At 63.4% G+C, this 14064-nt stretch carries 14 protein-coding genes and 1 riboswitch; of the genes, 3 read left to right on the top strand and 11 right to left on the bottom strand.

Going from position 1 to position 14064, the window contains the following annotated elements:
* Positions 1-18: 18 nt before the first annotated feature.
* The 5 genes from ACIQWO_RS11310 to ACIQWO_RS11290 form a co-directional block, all read right to left on the bottom strand.
* Positions 19-834 carry a TlyA family RNA methyltransferase gene (locus tag ACIQWO_RS11310; RefSeq protein WP_402823332.1) on the bottom strand — a complete coding sequence of 272 codons (816 nt, stop codon included), beginning with the start codon at positions 832-834 and terminating at the stop codon, positions 19-21.
* A gap of 47 nt (positions 835-881) precedes the next feature.
* A complete protein-coding gene (locus ACIQWO_RS11305) occupies positions 882-1238 on the bottom strand; it encodes a phage holin family protein (RefSeq protein ID WP_039394882.1) in 357 nt (118 codons plus the stop codon).
* A gap of 202 nt (positions 1239-1440) precedes the next feature.
* Entirely contained in the window at positions 1441-2856 is a 1416-nt protein-coding gene (gene ahcY, locus ACIQWO_RS11300; protein WP_402823328.1) for an adenosylhomocysteinase, read from the bottom strand.
* 32 nt (positions 2857-2888) lie between these two features.
* Positions 2889-3015, bottom strand: a riboswitch (S-adenosyl-L-homocysteine riboswitch).
* 65 nt (positions 3016-3080) lie between these two features.
* A complete protein-coding gene (locus ACIQWO_RS11295) occupies positions 3081-3764 on the bottom strand; it encodes an LrgB family protein (RefSeq protein WP_052252431.1) in 684 nt (227 codons plus the stop codon).
* 64 nt (positions 3765-3828) lie between these two features.
* The gene (locus ACIQWO_RS11290; protein ID WP_402823323.1) at positions 3829-4284 is read right to left on the bottom strand and encodes a CidA/LrgA family protein; all 456 of its coding nucleotides are present in this window, start codon (positions 4282-4284) and stop codon (positions 3829-3831) included.
* Between the two features lie 198 nt (positions 4285-4482).
* Between ACIQWO_RS11290 and ACIQWO_RS11285 the strand changes: the two genes are divergently transcribed.
* The 3 genes from ACIQWO_RS11285 (at position 4483) to ACIQWO_RS11275 (ending at position 7145) form a co-directional block, all read left to right on the top strand.
* Positions 4483-5427 carry a LysR family transcriptional regulator gene (locus tag ACIQWO_RS11285; RefSeq protein ID WP_257959058.1) on the top strand — a complete coding sequence of 315 codons (945 nt, stop codon included), beginning with the start codon at positions 4483-4485 and terminating at the stop codon, positions 5425-5427.
* A 103-nt stretch (positions 5428-5530) separates the two neighbouring features.
* The gene (locus tag ACIQWO_RS11280) at positions 5531-6304 is read left to right on the top strand and encodes an exodeoxyribonuclease III (protein WP_402823318.1); all 774 of its coding nucleotides are present in this window, start codon (positions 5531-5533) and stop codon (positions 6302-6304) included.
* A gap of 103 nt (positions 6305-6407) precedes the next feature.
* Positions 6408-7145 carry a hypothetical protein gene (locus ACIQWO_RS11275; protein WP_402823315.1) on the top strand — a complete coding sequence of 246 codons (738 nt, stop codon included), beginning with the start codon at positions 6408-6410 and terminating at the stop codon, positions 7143-7145.
* 24 nt (positions 7146-7169) lie between these two features.
* On the opposite strand, the gene ACIQWO_RS11270 is transcribed toward ACIQWO_RS11275, so the two are convergent.
* The 6 genes from ACIQWO_RS11270 to ACIQWO_RS11245 form a co-directional block, all read right to left on the bottom strand.
* Positions 7170-8465, bottom strand: coding sequence for an AmpG family muropeptide MFS transporter (locus ACIQWO_RS11270; RefSeq protein ID WP_402823312.1), 1296 nt, complete (start codon positions 8463-8465; stop codon positions 7170-7172).
* A gap of 106 nt (positions 8466-8571) precedes the next feature.
* On the bottom strand, positions 8572-9234 hold the full coding sequence (gene metW, locus ACIQWO_RS11265) for a methionine biosynthesis protein MetW (RefSeq protein WP_402823309.1): 663 nt from the start codon (positions 9232-9234) through the stop codon (positions 8572-8574).
* A complete protein-coding gene (locus ACIQWO_RS11260) occupies positions 9231-10475 on the bottom strand; it encodes a homoserine O-acetyltransferase (protein WP_402823306.1) in 1245 nt (414 codons plus the stop codon). The genes metW and ACIQWO_RS11260 overlap by 4 nt, the downstream gene beginning before the upstream one ends.
* 338 nt (positions 10476-10813) lie before the next feature.
* Entirely contained in the window at positions 10814-11476 is a 663-nt protein-coding gene (slmA, locus tag ACIQWO_RS11255) for a nucleoid occlusion factor SlmA (RefSeq protein WP_039394856.1), read from the bottom strand.
* An 85-nt stretch (positions 11477-11561) separates the two neighbouring features.
* Positions 11562-12341, bottom strand: coding sequence for an HAD-IA family hydrolase (locus ACIQWO_RS11250; protein WP_402823302.1), 780 nt, complete (start codon positions 12339-12341; stop codon positions 11562-11564).
* 146 nt (positions 12342-12487) lie between these two features.
* Positions 12488-13873 (bottom strand): MFS transporter, encoded by a 1386-nt coding sequence (locus ACIQWO_RS11245; RefSeq protein WP_402823299.1) that lies wholly within the window; start codon positions 13871-13873, stop codon positions 12488-12490.
* Positions 13874-14064 lie beyond the last annotated feature (191 nt).

Below are 14064 nucleotides of genomic sequence, written 5' to 3'. Positions count from 1 at the left end.
TGTTATCGTCGGAGCCGTTCATGCCGCGCGTCTGGCGTGCACGAAGAACTCCCGGTTGCCGTCGCCTCCCGCGATGGGACTGTCGAGCCACGCGGCCACCGTCAGTCCGAGCGCTTCACAGGCGGTGCGGATTTTTGTCTCCACTTGCGCGTACTGCGCGGTGTCCTTCACGAGGCCACCGCGTGCGATGTGCTCCCGTCCTACTTCGAATTGCGGCTTCACCAGCAACAGCAGGTCGCCACCCGGCGCAAGCAACGGCGCCACAGCGGGCAGCACCAGCGTGAGCGAGATGAACGACACGTCGCCCACGATCAGATCGAAACCTGCCTCGGGTACAGCATCCAGCCCGCCATCCGATACGACTTCCGTCAAACGCTCATCGAGCATCTCGCGCGACAGATGCCGCGCATTGATCCCTTCGAGCGACGCGAGCCGTGGCTCGCCCATCAAACGCGGATGCAGTTGTCCATGCCCCACGTCGACGCCGACGATCTGCGCCGCGCCCGCCTGCAAGAGGCAGTCCGCGAAGCCACCGGTCGACAGGCCGACGTCGAGCACCACGCGGTCCGTCGCGTCGAGCCCCGTCGCGGTCAGTGCGCCGGCCAGCTTGAGGCCGCCGCGCGACACGTAACGGTCTTCGTCCGGCAATCCGTCGGCCGCCGCACGCACTTCCAGTTCTTCGTCGCTCGCCACCGGCTGACTGGCTTTTTTGACCGCCGTCTCGGTGCCGGTGTAATACACGCGTCCGGCATCGATCAGACGTTGAGCGACAGTGCGCGACGCCGCCAGCCCTCGAGAGACGAGGGCCTGATCGGCACGAAGAGCTTGCGACATAACTACGAATTTCCTGCAAAGAACCGTCGACGGAAGGCCGTCGACACTTACACGTTGGAGACGCGATCGCCGAACACCAGCGCCGAGAGAATCCACGAAATCAGGCTGTACAGCAGCGAGCCGAAGAGCGCCGCCCAGAAGCCGGAGACTTCGAAGCCCTTGACCACGTGTGACGCGAGCCAGAACAACAGTGCGTTGATGACGAAGATGAACAGGCCCAGCGTCACCACCGTGACCGGCAGCGTGAGCACGACGAGCAGCGGGCGCAGGAACGCGTTGATCAGGCCAAGCACGACCGCGACGATCAGCGCCGTGCCGATGCCCTTGAGCTGAACGCCCGACACGATGTACGGCAAAACGAGAAGCGCGATGGCATTGATGAGCCAAATCAGCAGCAGACGCATGGCAAGCTCCGTAAAACTTGCCGGTGCACGGCAGTCATACCCGCACCGGCGGTGGGAAATTCGAGTCCAGCAAGCCCCGGTGGACGCAACGGCAACTGACGCCATCGCACCGCCGTGGCTTCACCACGCGTTACCGCGCCTGGTCGGTACGTCGCATTCCTCCATGCAGCGTGCCGACGACCCGCGCGGCAACGTCAACCGATCAATAACGGTAGTGCGACGGCTTGAACGGACCGTTCTTGTCGACGCTGATGTACTTCGCCTGATCGTCGCTCAGCACAGTCAGCTCGGCACCGATGCGGCCCAGGTGCAGGCGCGCAACCTTCTCGTCCAGATGCTTCGGCAGCACGTACACGCTGTTCTTGTACTTGGCACCGTGCACGAACAGTTCGATCTGGGCGAGCGTCTGGTTCGTGAACGAGTTGCTCATCACGAACGACGGGTGGCCCGTGGCGCAGCCGAGGTTTACGAGGCGGCCTTCAGCCAGCAGGATGATGCGCTTGCCGTCCGGGAAGATGATGTGATCGACTTGCGGCTTGATGTTTTCCCACTCGTACTTGCGGGTCGACGCCACGTTGATTTCCGAGTCGAAGTGACCGATGTTGCAGACGATGGCCTGATGCTTCATCGCGGCCATATGGTCGTGATCGATCACGTGGAAGTTGCCCGTCGCCGTCACGAAGATGTCGGCCTTGTCGGCCGCGTATTCCATCGTCACGACACGGTAGCCTTCCATGGCGGCTTGCAGTGCGCAGATCGGATCGATTTCCGTGACCCACACCGTCGCGCCCAGACCGCGCAGGCTTTGTGCGCAGCCCTTGCCCACGTCGCCGTAACCGGCCACGAGGGCGATCTTGCCCGCGATCATCACATCGGTGGCGCGCTTGATACCGTCGACCAGCGACTCACGGCAGCCGTACAGGTTGTCGAACTTCGACTTGGTGACCGAGTCGTTTACGTTGATGGCCGGGAACGGCAGCGTGCCGTCCTTTTCCATCTGGTACAGACGGTGCACACCGGTGGTCGTCTCTTCGGTCACGCCCTTGATCTGCGACAGGCGCTTGCTGTACCACTGCGGATCGATGGCGATGTGTTGCTTGATCGATGCGTACAGGGCGACTTCTTCTTCGTTGGTCGGATTGCCGACGACCGACAGATCCTTCTCGGCCTTGCTGCCCAGAATCAGCAGCAGGGTGGCGTCGCCGCCGTCGTCGAGAATCATGTTGGCGAACTCGCCGTTCGGCCATTCGAAGATGCGGTGGCAGTAGTCCCAGTACTCGTCGAGCGACTCGCCCTTGAACGCGAACACCGGAACGCCTGCGGCAGCGATGGCAGCAGCAGCGTGGTCTTGCGTCGAGAAGATGTTGCACGAGGCCCAGCGGACTTCGGCGCCCAGCGCGGTCAGCGTCTCGATGAGCACGCCCGTCTGGATGGTCATGTGCAGCGAGCCAGCAATACGCGCGCCCTTGAGCGGCTGGCTGTTCTTGAATTCGGCACGAGTGGCCATCAGACCGGGCATTTCGCTCTCGGCAATGGTCAGCTCTTTACGGCCCCAAGCCGCCAGATTGATATCGGCAACGAGGAAATCGGAGAATTTCGAATCGACTACGGCGTTCATCACGCCTCCTTTTCTCTAAAGTCTAGATAGTTGGGACGTGAGCGCCGTTCTCGGGGCCCACGCGCCAACGATCCGGGGGGTAATCCGGCGGCCGGCGGGGCCAATAGGAAGGATCTTGAGCCTGGCAGCACTTCGGCTGTCGCAACGCTCCTCAAGACCCCGGCATTGTAGCAAAACTGATGCGCGAAGTTACGGCAGGAGCGACGTCCGAAGGGTTATTTTTATCAGACGGGTAGATGGGCGATCAGCGGGGCGGCGAGCACCATGAGTACGCCGTTGATCATCATGACGAGGCTGGCGACAACGCCCTCCTCACCACCGATCTGGCGGGCCTTGGCCGTGCCGAAGCCGTGCGCGCCCGCGCCGAACGGGGCACCGCGCGCCATCCGGGTACGCAGCGGCAGCCACGACAGCAGCGCCTCGCCCAGCAACATGCCGATCAGGCCGGTGATGATGACGAAGAGGCCGACCAGATCGCGCGAACCGCCGACCTGATCCGACACGACGAGCGCGAACGGCGTCGAGATCGACCGTGCAAGCAGACTGCGCGCCATTTCCGGCGGCAATTCGAACAGCCGCGCGAGGACATACGAACTACCGACGGCCACGACCATGGCGACCAGCACGCCGAACGTCAGCGCAAAGGCATGGCGGCGGATGATGTCGCGATGCTCGTAAATCGGCACCGCAAACGCGATGGTCGTCGGCCCCAGCAGCCACACGAGCCAGCGGGAATCGGCGATGTACGTCGTATACGAAATATCGCCGCCGATCATCACGCCGATGACGAGGATCGGCGCGAGAATCGCCGGGCCGAGCCATACCTTGCCGAAGCGCGCATAAAGGCGCTTCGACACGTAATAGAAGAAGACGGTGAGAACGAGCAGCAGGAGCGCCGTATGATTCATGACAATTCCCTGCGAGTGCGGTCAGCTTGAATAGCGGCGCGAACGGCGTCGGGTGCGTAATACATCAGCGACCATCGTGCGTATGCGCACGGCGGGCCGGAATACGGGCGAACGCCAGCTTCAGACGGCGCTCGGCGCGGCAGGCGAAGTCGACGGCCAGCGCGGTGGAGACCATCACGAGCGTGGTGCCGACGCCGATCACGGCCAGCAGTTGCAGGCCTTCCTGACGCAGCAGATCGGTGTATTGCATGACCGCGGCGACCAGCGGCACGAAAAAGAGGATCATCTCGGCCAGAAACCAGTCCGCGCCACGCTTGATCTTCTCCGTCTTCAGCACGCCGCTCATGAGCAGCGCGACGACGACGAGCAGGCCCAGCACGCCGCCCGGCAGGGGCAGATGAAAATGACGCGACGCAGCATCGGCCGCCAGATAGATCCCCGTCAGGAGCGCGATTTGCCAAAGCACGCCAACGACGCCCTTGCTACGGCTGTACAGACGGCTAGCGATCATCTTGGTCATGGCTGACTCCCTAAGGGTTTTCCTGGATATGGGAAGCAGTATAGGAAGCAGCGCAACATAAATATAATGAATTAGTCGTATCAAAACGATTCCAAATTGGAATAATTTAAGTATTAACCCTAATAGTGCATAGGGGAGCCTTACGGAACGGGGCTTTCCGCCAAATTGCACCATCAAGGTGCAGACGAGAGAACCAAAATGGAACTGCGTGCGTTGCGAGGATTTGTGGAGGTTGTGCGACAGCAAAGCTTCACGGCGGCGGCCGAAGCGTTGTTCGTCACCCAGCCGACGGTGAGCAAAATGGTCAAGGCGCTGGAAGACGAACTGGGCACCCCGCTCATGTTGCGCGAGGAGCGCGGCATGGGTCGCCGACTTCAACTGACCGACGCGGGACGCGTCGTCTTCGAACGCGGTCAGGACGTGCTCGCCGCTCATGCCCGTCTGCAACAGGAGCTGGCGGATCTGGAGACGGTGTCGCGCGGCGAGCTGTCGATCGGCATCCCGCCGTTGGGCGGCGACCTGTTCATCCCGGTGATCGGTGCGTTCCATCAGCACTACCCGGATATCGAGATGAAGTTGTTCGAGACCGGCTCGCGGGCCATCGAGCAGGCGTTGCTGGCGGGCGAGATCGAGTTGGGCGCGGTGCTGCTGCCCATCGACCCGACCGTGCTGGACGTGCTGCCCGTCTGCCATTACCAGTTGCGACTGATCGCGCCCCGGGAATCGCGCTGGGAGGGCCGCGCCTCCGTCGGCCTCGGTGAATTGCGTGACGAGCCCTTCGTCTTCTACGGCGAAGGGTTTGCCTTGTCGGAACTGGTGATCGCAGCGTGTCAGCGCGCGGGCTTCACGCCGAAGATTGCAGGACGCTCAAGTCAGTGGGACTTCATCGCGTCGATGGTGGATAACGGCGTGGGCATTGCGCTGCTGCCGGAACCGTTTTGCGCGCGGCTGGACCCGAAGCGTTTCGTGATGACGGACGTGCGCGATCCGGAAATTCCGTGGGATCTGGCGATGGCGTGGCGACGCGACTCGTATCTGTCTCATGCGGCGCGACGCTGGCTCGCGTTGGCGCGCGACATCCTCGGGCCGGGTGGCGACGGGGAGGCCAAAGCGGCCATCGCGGGCGGGGCGCGGCGCAAGTAAGCTCGCCAACGAGATTGCGGTATCCTTGCCGCTGACAAATTTCCCCCTTTTGCCGTTGCATCGCGTTCCACGGGCGCGAGAGCGGCGCGACACATCGAAACTCATGCGCATCATTACCGCGAATTTGAACGGCGTGCGATCCGCCTCCAAGAAGGGCTTTTTCGAGTGGTTCGGCAATCAGGACGCCGACATCCTCTGCGTTCAGGAAATCAAGGCCCAGTTGCCGGACATGACGCCGGACTTCCTCAAGCCGCACGACTATCAGGGCTACTTCCACTACGCGGAGAAGAAGGGTTACAGCGGCGCCGGTGTGTACGTGCGACGCGAGCCCGACGACATCGTCATCGGCTGGAACAACACCGAGTTCGACGCCGAGGGTCGTTATGTCGAAGTCCGTTACGGCAAGCTGTCGGTGATCTCGGTGTACATCCCGTCGGGGTCGAGCGGCGAGGAGCGTCAGGCGGCCAAGTTCCGTTTCATGGCCGACTTCATGCCGCACCTGCTGGCGCTCAAGGCCGAGGGACGCGAAGTCGTGCTGTGCGGCGACGTGAACATCGCGCACAAGGAAATCGACATCAAGAACTGGAAGGGCAACCTGAAGAACTCAGGCTTCCTGCCGGAAGAGCGCGCGTGGCTCACGCAGTTGTTCGACGACCACGGCTACGTGGATGTCTTCCGCACGCTGGATCAGCGTCCGGAGCAGTACACGTGGTGGAGCAATCGCGGGCAGGCGTATGCGAAGAACGTCGGTTGGCGCATCGACTACCAGATCGCCACGCCGGGCATCGCTGGCAAGGCGAAGACGACTTCTGTCTTCCGCGACATCAAATTCAGCGACCATGCCCCGCTGATCGTAGACTACGATCACGCGCTCTAAGACGGCATCCGGGGCGGCGCCATGCGTGTGCGCCCCGGCAAAAATCCCCATCGAAAACTGCAGTCATCGGCCGCCCGGTCATCGGACGGCGAAGTGTTCCCCCATGAAGGCTCTTCTCTTCTGTACCAGCTATATCCGTGACGCTGAGGCGTGGCAATCACGTTACCAACGCTGGCTGGATTTCTATCGCGACGGCCCGATCCACGCCGACAAGCTCGTGATGATCGACGACGGCTCGCCGCATCTCCCGGCCGCCGACATCATTCCGACGCTACCGGCCCACGGCGATTTCGCTGCAAGCGACAGCCCGCATTGCATTGCGCATTTCGAGAACAATCTGGGGCGGCAAAGCATGAGTGCCTATCCCGGCTGGTGGCGCAGCTTCCTGCACTCGCTCACCATTGCCCGCGCTATCGGGGCCGAGAAGATCGTGCACATCGAATCCGATGCCTTCACCATCACCGGACGGTTCGCGGACTACATCAACGAGACGCGCGACGGCTGGCACGTGGCGTGGGCACAGCGCTACGGCATGCCGGAAACGGCCATCCAGATCATCTGCGCCGACCAGTTCGACGCGATGGAGCGCTTCGGCCAGACGCATCCGAATCTGGATTTTCCCGACATCGCCGAGCGTCTGCTGCCGTTCACAACGGTGAACCGGGCGTTCAAGGGAGATCGCTACAGCGAATTCAAGCGCAACCGGGGTATCTTCCGGTCGCGCAAATTCAACTTCCTGCCGTTCTTTCAGTGGGACTTCTTCTGGGAGCCGATTCCGGAGGACGCCGACTTCGCCACGCAGGTCGTCGAGCGCCAGAAGGTGCGCTTCAAGGGTGCCTGACGAGGCACATGGGACCGGCGCCGATCAGCGTGCGCCGCTCTGCGCGAGTTCTCCGTCGCTGTTGTCGTCGTCGGCCCCCCACGGAGCGACTTTGGGCAGAAGCAGCATGCCCGGAACGGCCAGTACCGTACAGATGAGGAAGAAGGTCAGCCAGCCGACACCGTCCACGATGTAGCCCGTCCCCGCGTTCGCGAACGTGCGCGGCACCGATGCCAGACTCGTGAATAGCGCGAACTGCGTCGCCGTGTAACGCGGGTCCGTCGTGCGCGCGATGTAAGCGGTGAACGCCGCCGTTCCCAGCCCCGCCGTGAACGCCTCGAACGCGATCACCGCGCCCAGCCCCGCCACCACCGCACCGGCCTCGGCCAGCCACGCGAAGCCCAGCACCGACACGAGTTGCAGCACGCCGAACACCCACAGCCCGCGGTTGATGCCCAGCTTGATCAGCCAGATCCCGCCGATGATGCCGCCCGCCACGCTCGCCCACAGACTCGTCGCCTTCGCCACCACGCCGATCTGCGTCTTCGTGAAGCCCAGATCCAGATAGAACGACGTGGCCAGCGACGTCGCCATCGAGTCGCCCAGCTTGTACAGAAAGATAAACGCCAGCACGAGCAATGCCTGCGACCACCCGCCGCGCGTCACGAACTCGTGGAACGGCTCCACGACCGCCTCGCGCAACGTCTTCGGTGGCGTGCCGCGAATCTCCGGCTCCTTCACCACCAGCGTCATCACGATGCCCGGCAGCATGAACGCCGCCGTCGCGAAGAACACCTGCGACCACGGCAGATGGTCGGCCATGATCAGCGCCAGCGATCCCGGCACCAGACCCGCCACCTTGTACGCGTTCACGTGCATCGCCGTGCCCAGTCCCTGCTCGCGATCGGACAGCAACTCGCGTCGGTAGGCATCCAGACAAATGTCCAGACTCGCGCTGAAGAACGCGAGCGCCGCCGCCAACGCGGCAATCGTCATCAGATCGCGCTGCGGCGAATACGTCCCCATGATCGCGACCGCGCCCGCCACCAGCAGTTGCGTGACGAACATCCACCCGCGACGACGCCCCGGCTTCCATCCGAGAAAATTGGGCGCGAAGCGGTCCATGAGCGGTGCCCACAGAAACTTCCACGTGTAGGGGAACTGGATCAGCGCGAACAGACCGATCGACTTGAGATCCACGTGCTCGCTGCGCAACCATGCCTGCACCAGATTGAGCAGGATGAAGAGCGGCAAGCCGGAGGTAAAACCGAGAATCACGCAGATGAGCATCCGCGTGGGGTGGAAGACGCGCCCGTCGTCGGGCCGCAGCGAATCGGTCATGGAAAGGACAATTGGGGCCAGCCGCCTGCGATGCACGGCGCCCGGCCCCCAACGTCTATTGCTACGCGGGGTCCGGCGCTACGCTGCCCCGCAAGCTGCCGTCGGTTCAGGAACGCTTGACGCGATAGACCGCAAGACTACCACGCCAGTTCGCCCCCACCGAGACCAGTCGCCCATTGTGCAGGACTGCGCGATCCAGAATCTTCACACCGACGTCCGGCGCCAGGGCTTCGAAGTCCTTGATCGTCAGCACACGCACGTTCGGCGTGTTGTGCCACTGGAACGGCAGGCTCTTCGACACCGGCATGCGTCCCTGCAACACCGACAGCCGGTGCGGCCAGTAGCCGAAGTTCGGGAACGACACGATCGCTTCGCGTCCCACACGCACCGTCTCGCGCAGAATGTCCGCCGTGCGGTGAATGGTCTGCAACGTCTGCGACAGAATGACGGTATCGAAGCTCTGATCCTCGAACAGCTTCAGGCCGTCTTCCATGTTCTGCTGAATGACGTTGATGCCACGCTGCGCGGACGCGAGCACGCCCGCGTCGTCGATCTCGATACCGTAGCCGCTCACGTCGAGTTCGTCGGTCAGCAGACGCAGCAACGATCCGTCGCTACAACCGAGATCCAGCACTTGCGAGGACGGCTCGATCCATCGCGCGATGACGCGAAAGTCGGGGCGATCCGCGAGCGAGGCCGAAATGCGATGACGCGACGCCGCCAGTTGCGCGGCCTGCGCACTGTGGGTCGGTGCGGTGGACTGGCTCATACGCCGACCTCCTGAGCGATACGTTCGTAGTAAGCGCGCACCAGATTGTGATAGCGCGCGTCGGTGAGCAGGAAGGCGTCGTGACCGTGCGGGGCGTCGATCTCGGCGTAGCTCACCGTGCGGCGCGTGTCGAGCAGCGCCTTGACGATCTCGCGCGAACGCGCCGGGGCGAAACGCCAGTCGGTCGCGAACGACACGATCAGATACTTGGCTGACGTGTGCGACAACGCCTTCGCCAGATCGCCACCGACCGTGCGCGCAGGGTCAAAGTAATCGAGCGCGCGCGTGATCAGCAGGTAGGTGTTGGCGTCGAAGTACTCGGCGAACTTGTCGCCCTGATAGCGCAGGTACGACTCCACTTCGAACTCCACGTCGAAGCTGAAGCGGTAGCCGTCGTCCTTGCCATTGCCATTGCCATTGCCGCCGCCGTTGCTGCTGCCGTCCTTCACTTCGTCGACCAGCGCTTCGGCGCGTCGCAGCGCGCGGCCGAATTTGGTCGCCATGTCCTCGTCGGACAAATAGGTGATGTGCCCGATCATGCGCGCCACGCGCAAGCCACGACGCGGCACCACACCATGCGCGTAGTAGTCGCCGCCGTGGAAATCGGGATCGGAGAGGATGGCCGAGCGTGCGACCTCGTTGAAGGCGATGTTCTGTGCCGAGAGCTTGGGCGTGGACGCAATCACCAGACAGTGCCCCACGCGATCGGGGTACATGATGCTCCACGCCAGCGCCTGCATGCCGCCCAGACTGCCGCCCATCACGGCGGCGAACTTGCGGATGCCGAAGGCGTCGGCCACGCGGGCCTGCGCATTGACCCAGTCTTCGACCGTCACGACAGGAAAGCGCGCGCCGTACGGCGTGCCGGTGGCTTCGTCCAGGCTCATCGGCCCGGTCGAGCCGAAGCACGAGCCGAGATTGTTCACGCCGATGACGAAGAAACGATTGGTATCGAGCGGCTTGCCCGGACCGACCATGTTGTCCCACCAGCCGATGTCCTTGGGGTTGTCGGCGGCGATGCCCGCCACGTGATGCGACGCATTGAGCGCGTGACACACCAGCACGGCATTGCTGCGATTGGCATTGAGCTCGCCATAGGTCTCGACCATCAGGTCGTAGCCCGCGAGAGTGCTGCCGTTTTGCAGTGCCAGCGGCTCAGCGAAATGCATCCGCTGCGGCGTGACGATTCCGATTGAAGATTCCATAAATCCCTGTCCGAAACATGCCGGGGTCAGCGTCATCGTCAATATGAATCGACGGACGACAGGGTCTGTTCACCCTAATTCCGAGCTCGGAATTAGGGTGAACAGACCCTAAAGCGTTCTGTGCGGGAAAAGGGGTCGACGGAAAAACGGCGGGGTGCGCGAACGACCTCTTTAGCCGCATTTTTATAGAATGTCTCAAGCCGAAGATCCTGGAGATCCTCCGTCAGAGTCATTCGCGCGCCCGCAAGCGAGTCACCAAATCGGCGCGCCAGTCATCGCAACAAGGCCGGACGATGTGTCGTCAGCCCTGTCACGCGTTGCAAAAGTATAACGTAATCTGCGCACTCGGCGCAGACGAGCCACTGCCGCCGGTATTAGCGCAGCAGTGCAGCCACTTGCGGCTCGGCGCCTTCGGCGGGCGAGCGCTTGAAGCCGCTCTTGGCGAAACGGTGCCAGCGACCCAGCACGTACGAGACGAGCAGGTTGGCGCGCGAGTTCGCGTCGAACGTCTCCGGCAGCGTGCCTTGTGCAGCCGCCAGACGCAGCACCTGACGCAACGACGCTTCGATGCGGTCGAGCAACTGGTTCATGCGCTCCTGCAGACGCTCGTGCTCGCCGACCAGTGCTTCACCGGTCAGCACGCGCGTCATGCCGGGGTTCTTCTCGGCGAAACCGAGCAGCATCAGCACGATGGCGCGCGCCTGCGTCACGCCATCCTGATCCTGTGCGGAAATCTGGTTGATCAGGCCGAAGATGGTCTGCTCGATGAATTCGATCAGGCCTTCGAACATCTGGGCCTTGCTCGCGAAGTGGCGATAGAGCGCCGCCTCGGAGACATCGAGACGCGCCGCGAGGGCGGCCGTCGTGATCTTCTCGCCCTTGGGCGTCTCAAGCATGGCCGCGAGGGTCTGCAACACCTGCACGCGGCGCTCGCCCGGTTTGGGACGGGTGGTCTTCACCGGCGCGGGCGCGGGCATGGCCTCCAGCGCGTCGGCGGTGCCGAAACCGGCGCCGTTCGAAGAGTTTTCCTGCTGCATCGTCTGGTCGTTATCAGTTGGGATTATGTAATCGTCGCGCGGCCAGGGGCTGGCGGGGGAACCTGACTGAGCCCTCACCGGCCCGTCACTTGCCCCTCACATGCCTGGCACCTGCCCCGGTCGCCAGGTACGCCCTTAACTCGCGCAGAGATTGTACTTTGATATCTACGAAGTGTGGGCGGCCACTTCGCGCCATAACCTTGCCAAGACTGTTTCTCACCGGCAGATGTCCCGTGATCCAGACCGTCTTGATGCCGAAATGCCGCAGGTGCTTCAGGTGCGAGCGTGTGTCCTCGACAAGCCAGGTGTTCGAAGGTGTCAGCCCCTCGCGCACGAGCAGACGGCGCAGCATCGTCGGGTCGGGTTTGGCGCGCCAGCCACGGCGATCCGCCATGTCTTCGATGCTCACGAACCGCTCGAAATGACGGCCAATGCCCAACGCCTCGACAATCGGCATGGCGTAATGTGCCGGTGCATTGGTCAGCAGAATCTTGCGTCCCGGCAGACCGGCCATCAGACGGGCGATGCCGCGCTCGGCGCGCAACACCTCGGCCAGCGGCGGCAGTTCGTGGACTTGCGCGAGAAATTCGTGCGGGTCGATGGCGTGATGCCGGATCAGCCCGAGCAGCACCGCGCCGTAGCGCTCGGTGTACGTCGAGCGCAAGAGGTTCGCTTCGTCATGCGGCAGACCCAGCTTCTCGACGATATAGGCGGTCATCGCGCGGTTGATGCGCGGAAAGATCGCGTGAGACGCGCGATGTAGCGTGTTGTCCAGATCGAACAGCCAGACCGGACCGCGCGTGCCGTGCTCGCTACGGGCGAGGTTCGCCCGGCGTCGCCGGCTCAGAACGTGAGAAGAAGACACGGGGATAGCAGATTTTTGCGAGGAGATACGTGAACATGACCATCGTCGCGAACGCGACGGGGGTCTCAGCAAGGCAAGATGCTAGCGCGCGACGCCCACTTTGACAAATCGGCTCAGCCGGCCTTATCTCGCTATCCGCCATACCGTCAGCCCGCGCGCGCCTTCGCTCGGACCCGCAGCAGGCTGACGCCGCCGCCCAGCGCCGCGAGTATCGTCGCGCACACCATCGCCGCGTGCGCGCCGTGATCGCCATAAAGATCGAACAGCAACGCCACCACAGCCGCACCGAGCGTCATGCCGACGGTCCGGGCTATCGTCATCAGCCCGCTTGCCGCGCCGCTGCGCTCGCGCGGCGCGCCCATCATGATGATGCGGTTGTTCGGTGTCTGGAAGAAGCCGAAGCCCACCCCGCATATCACCATCCGCCAGGCGATGCCCCAGTCGCTTGCATCCGCAGGCAACCACGCCAGCGATGCCAGCCCCACCGCGAACACGCCCAGTCCCAGCGCACTCATACGCGCGCTGTCGAAGCGATCCGACAGCCGCCCCGCGAGCGGCGCGATGAACACGATCACCAGCGGCCACGGCGTAATCAGCAGGCCCGTCGCCGCTTCACTGCGCGCGAACGTGTGCTGCAACAGAAACGGCATGCCGACGTAGGCCAGCGTCTGCGCCATATAACAGGCAACCGACGTCAGCGACGACAACGCCAGCACCGGCACCCGCATCAGATCGAGCGGCAGCATGGGGGTCTGACGGCTACGCTGATGCCGCACAAGCACGACCGCCACGACGAGTCCAAGCACGATCTGCAACGCGGCGACCCCGTGATGTCCCGCCTCGCCGACATGACCGAGTCCGATGATGATGAGTGCGAGCGTCGCGGCATTGAGCAACGCGCCGGGCACGTCGATGCGTCGCTCGGCCCCCGGCGTGCGTGGCAGGAACCGGTACGACGCGGCCAGCGCGATCAGCCCGATGGGCAGATTGATGGCGAACAGCCAGCGCCAGTCGCCCAGGGTGAGAATGACCGCCGCCACGCTCGGTCCGGCCGCCGTCGACAGCGCGACGGTCAGCGCCAGCAGCGAGATCGCGCGTCCGCCCATGTGCGGCGGAAACACCATGCGCAGCAACGCAGGGACGATAGTCGACATACATGCACCGCAGAGTCCCTGCACCACACGCGCCGCGACAAGCCACGAGAGCGACGGGGCGAGCGCACAGCCAAGCGATGCCAGCGTGAAGCCCGCCACGCCAAGCAGGAACACGCGCCGATAGCCGAGCTTCTCGCCCAACGCCGCCAGCGGCAGCACGGCCATCGCAAAAATCAGTTGGTAAGCGTTGACGACCCACACTGTCGAGGCGGGATCGGCGACAAGATCGCGCGCAATGGTCGGCAATGCCACATTGGCAATCGACGCATCGAGGTTGCCGAGGAAGGTGCCCAGCAGAATGGATGGCACGGCAATACGGCGTGCGCTCGCGGTAAGGCCTTCGGCTAGCGTCACGGAGGGGGCCATCGGTTGCGTCATACGGCGGAATTCATGAGGAAAAAATCTCGGCCCGGGATTCGCTTCTCGCTCGCCAGTGCCTGCTTGGCATCATAGCCCGGGCCGGGCAGGAAAATCATGCGCAATGGTGCCGCTCCGGGAATGTTCGGCTGCACACGGTCACGCCACACGACGTCTGCCGGATCACTCGCTCGTTATGCGCGGCACGCCAC

The sequence above is a fragment of the Pandoraea sp. NPDC090278 genome, from assembly GCF_044772185.1.
Lineage (GTDB): Bacteria > Pseudomonadota > Gammaproteobacteria > Burkholderiales > Burkholderiaceae > Pandoraea.
Note: the sequence above shows the minus strand (reverse complement) of the source record. Positions and strands in the feature narration are given on the sequence as shown.

Coding starts and splice junctions, on each gene's coding strand:
- ACIQWO_RS11310 (WP_402823332.1), bottom strand. CDS start 834: ATGTCGCAAGCTCTTCGTGCCGATCAGGCCCTCGTCTCTCGAGGGCTG.
- ACIQWO_RS11305 (WP_039394882.1), bottom strand. CDS start 1,238: ATGCGTCTGCTGCTGATTTGGCTCATCAATGCCATCGCGCTTCTCGTT.
- ahcY (WP_402823328.1), bottom strand. CDS start 2,856: ATGAACGCCGTAGTCGATTCGAAATTCTCCGATTTCCTCGTTGCCGAT.
- ACIQWO_RS11295 (WP_052252431.1), bottom strand. CDS start 3,764: ATGAATCATACGGCGCTCCTGCTGCTCGTTCTCACCGTCTTCTTCTAT.
- ACIQWO_RS11290 (WP_402823323.1), bottom strand. CDS start 4,284: ATGACCAAGATGATCGCTAGCCGTCTGTACAGCCGTAGCAAGGGCGTC.
- ACIQWO_RS11285 (WP_257959058.1), top strand. CDS start 4,483: ATGGAACTGCGTGCGTTGCGAGGATTTGTGGAGGTTGTGCGACAGCAA.
- ACIQWO_RS11280 (WP_402823318.1), top strand. CDS start 5,531: ATGCGCATCATTACCGCGAATTTGAACGGCGTGCGATCCGCCTCCAAG.
- ACIQWO_RS11275 (WP_402823315.1), top strand. CDS start 6,408: ATGAAGGCTCTTCTCTTCTGTACCAGCTATATCCGTGACGCTGAGGCG.
- ACIQWO_RS11270 (WP_402823312.1), bottom strand. CDS start 8,465: ATGACCGATTCGCTGCGGCCCGACGACGGGCGCGTCTTCCACCCCACG.
- metW (WP_402823309.1), bottom strand. CDS start 9,234: ATGAGCCAGTCCACCGCACCGACCCACAGTGCGCAGGCCGCGCAACTG.
- ACIQWO_RS11260 (WP_402823306.1), bottom strand. CDS start 10,475: ATGACGCTGACCCCGGCATGTTTCGGACAGGGATTTATGGAATCTTCA.
- slmA (WP_039394856.1), bottom strand. CDS start 11,476: ATGCAGCAGGAAAACTCTTCGAACGGCGCCGGTTTCGGCACCGCCGAC.
- ACIQWO_RS11245 (WP_402823299.1), bottom strand. CDS start 13,873: ATGACGCAACCGATGGCCCCCTCCGTGACGCTAGCCGAAGGCCTTACC.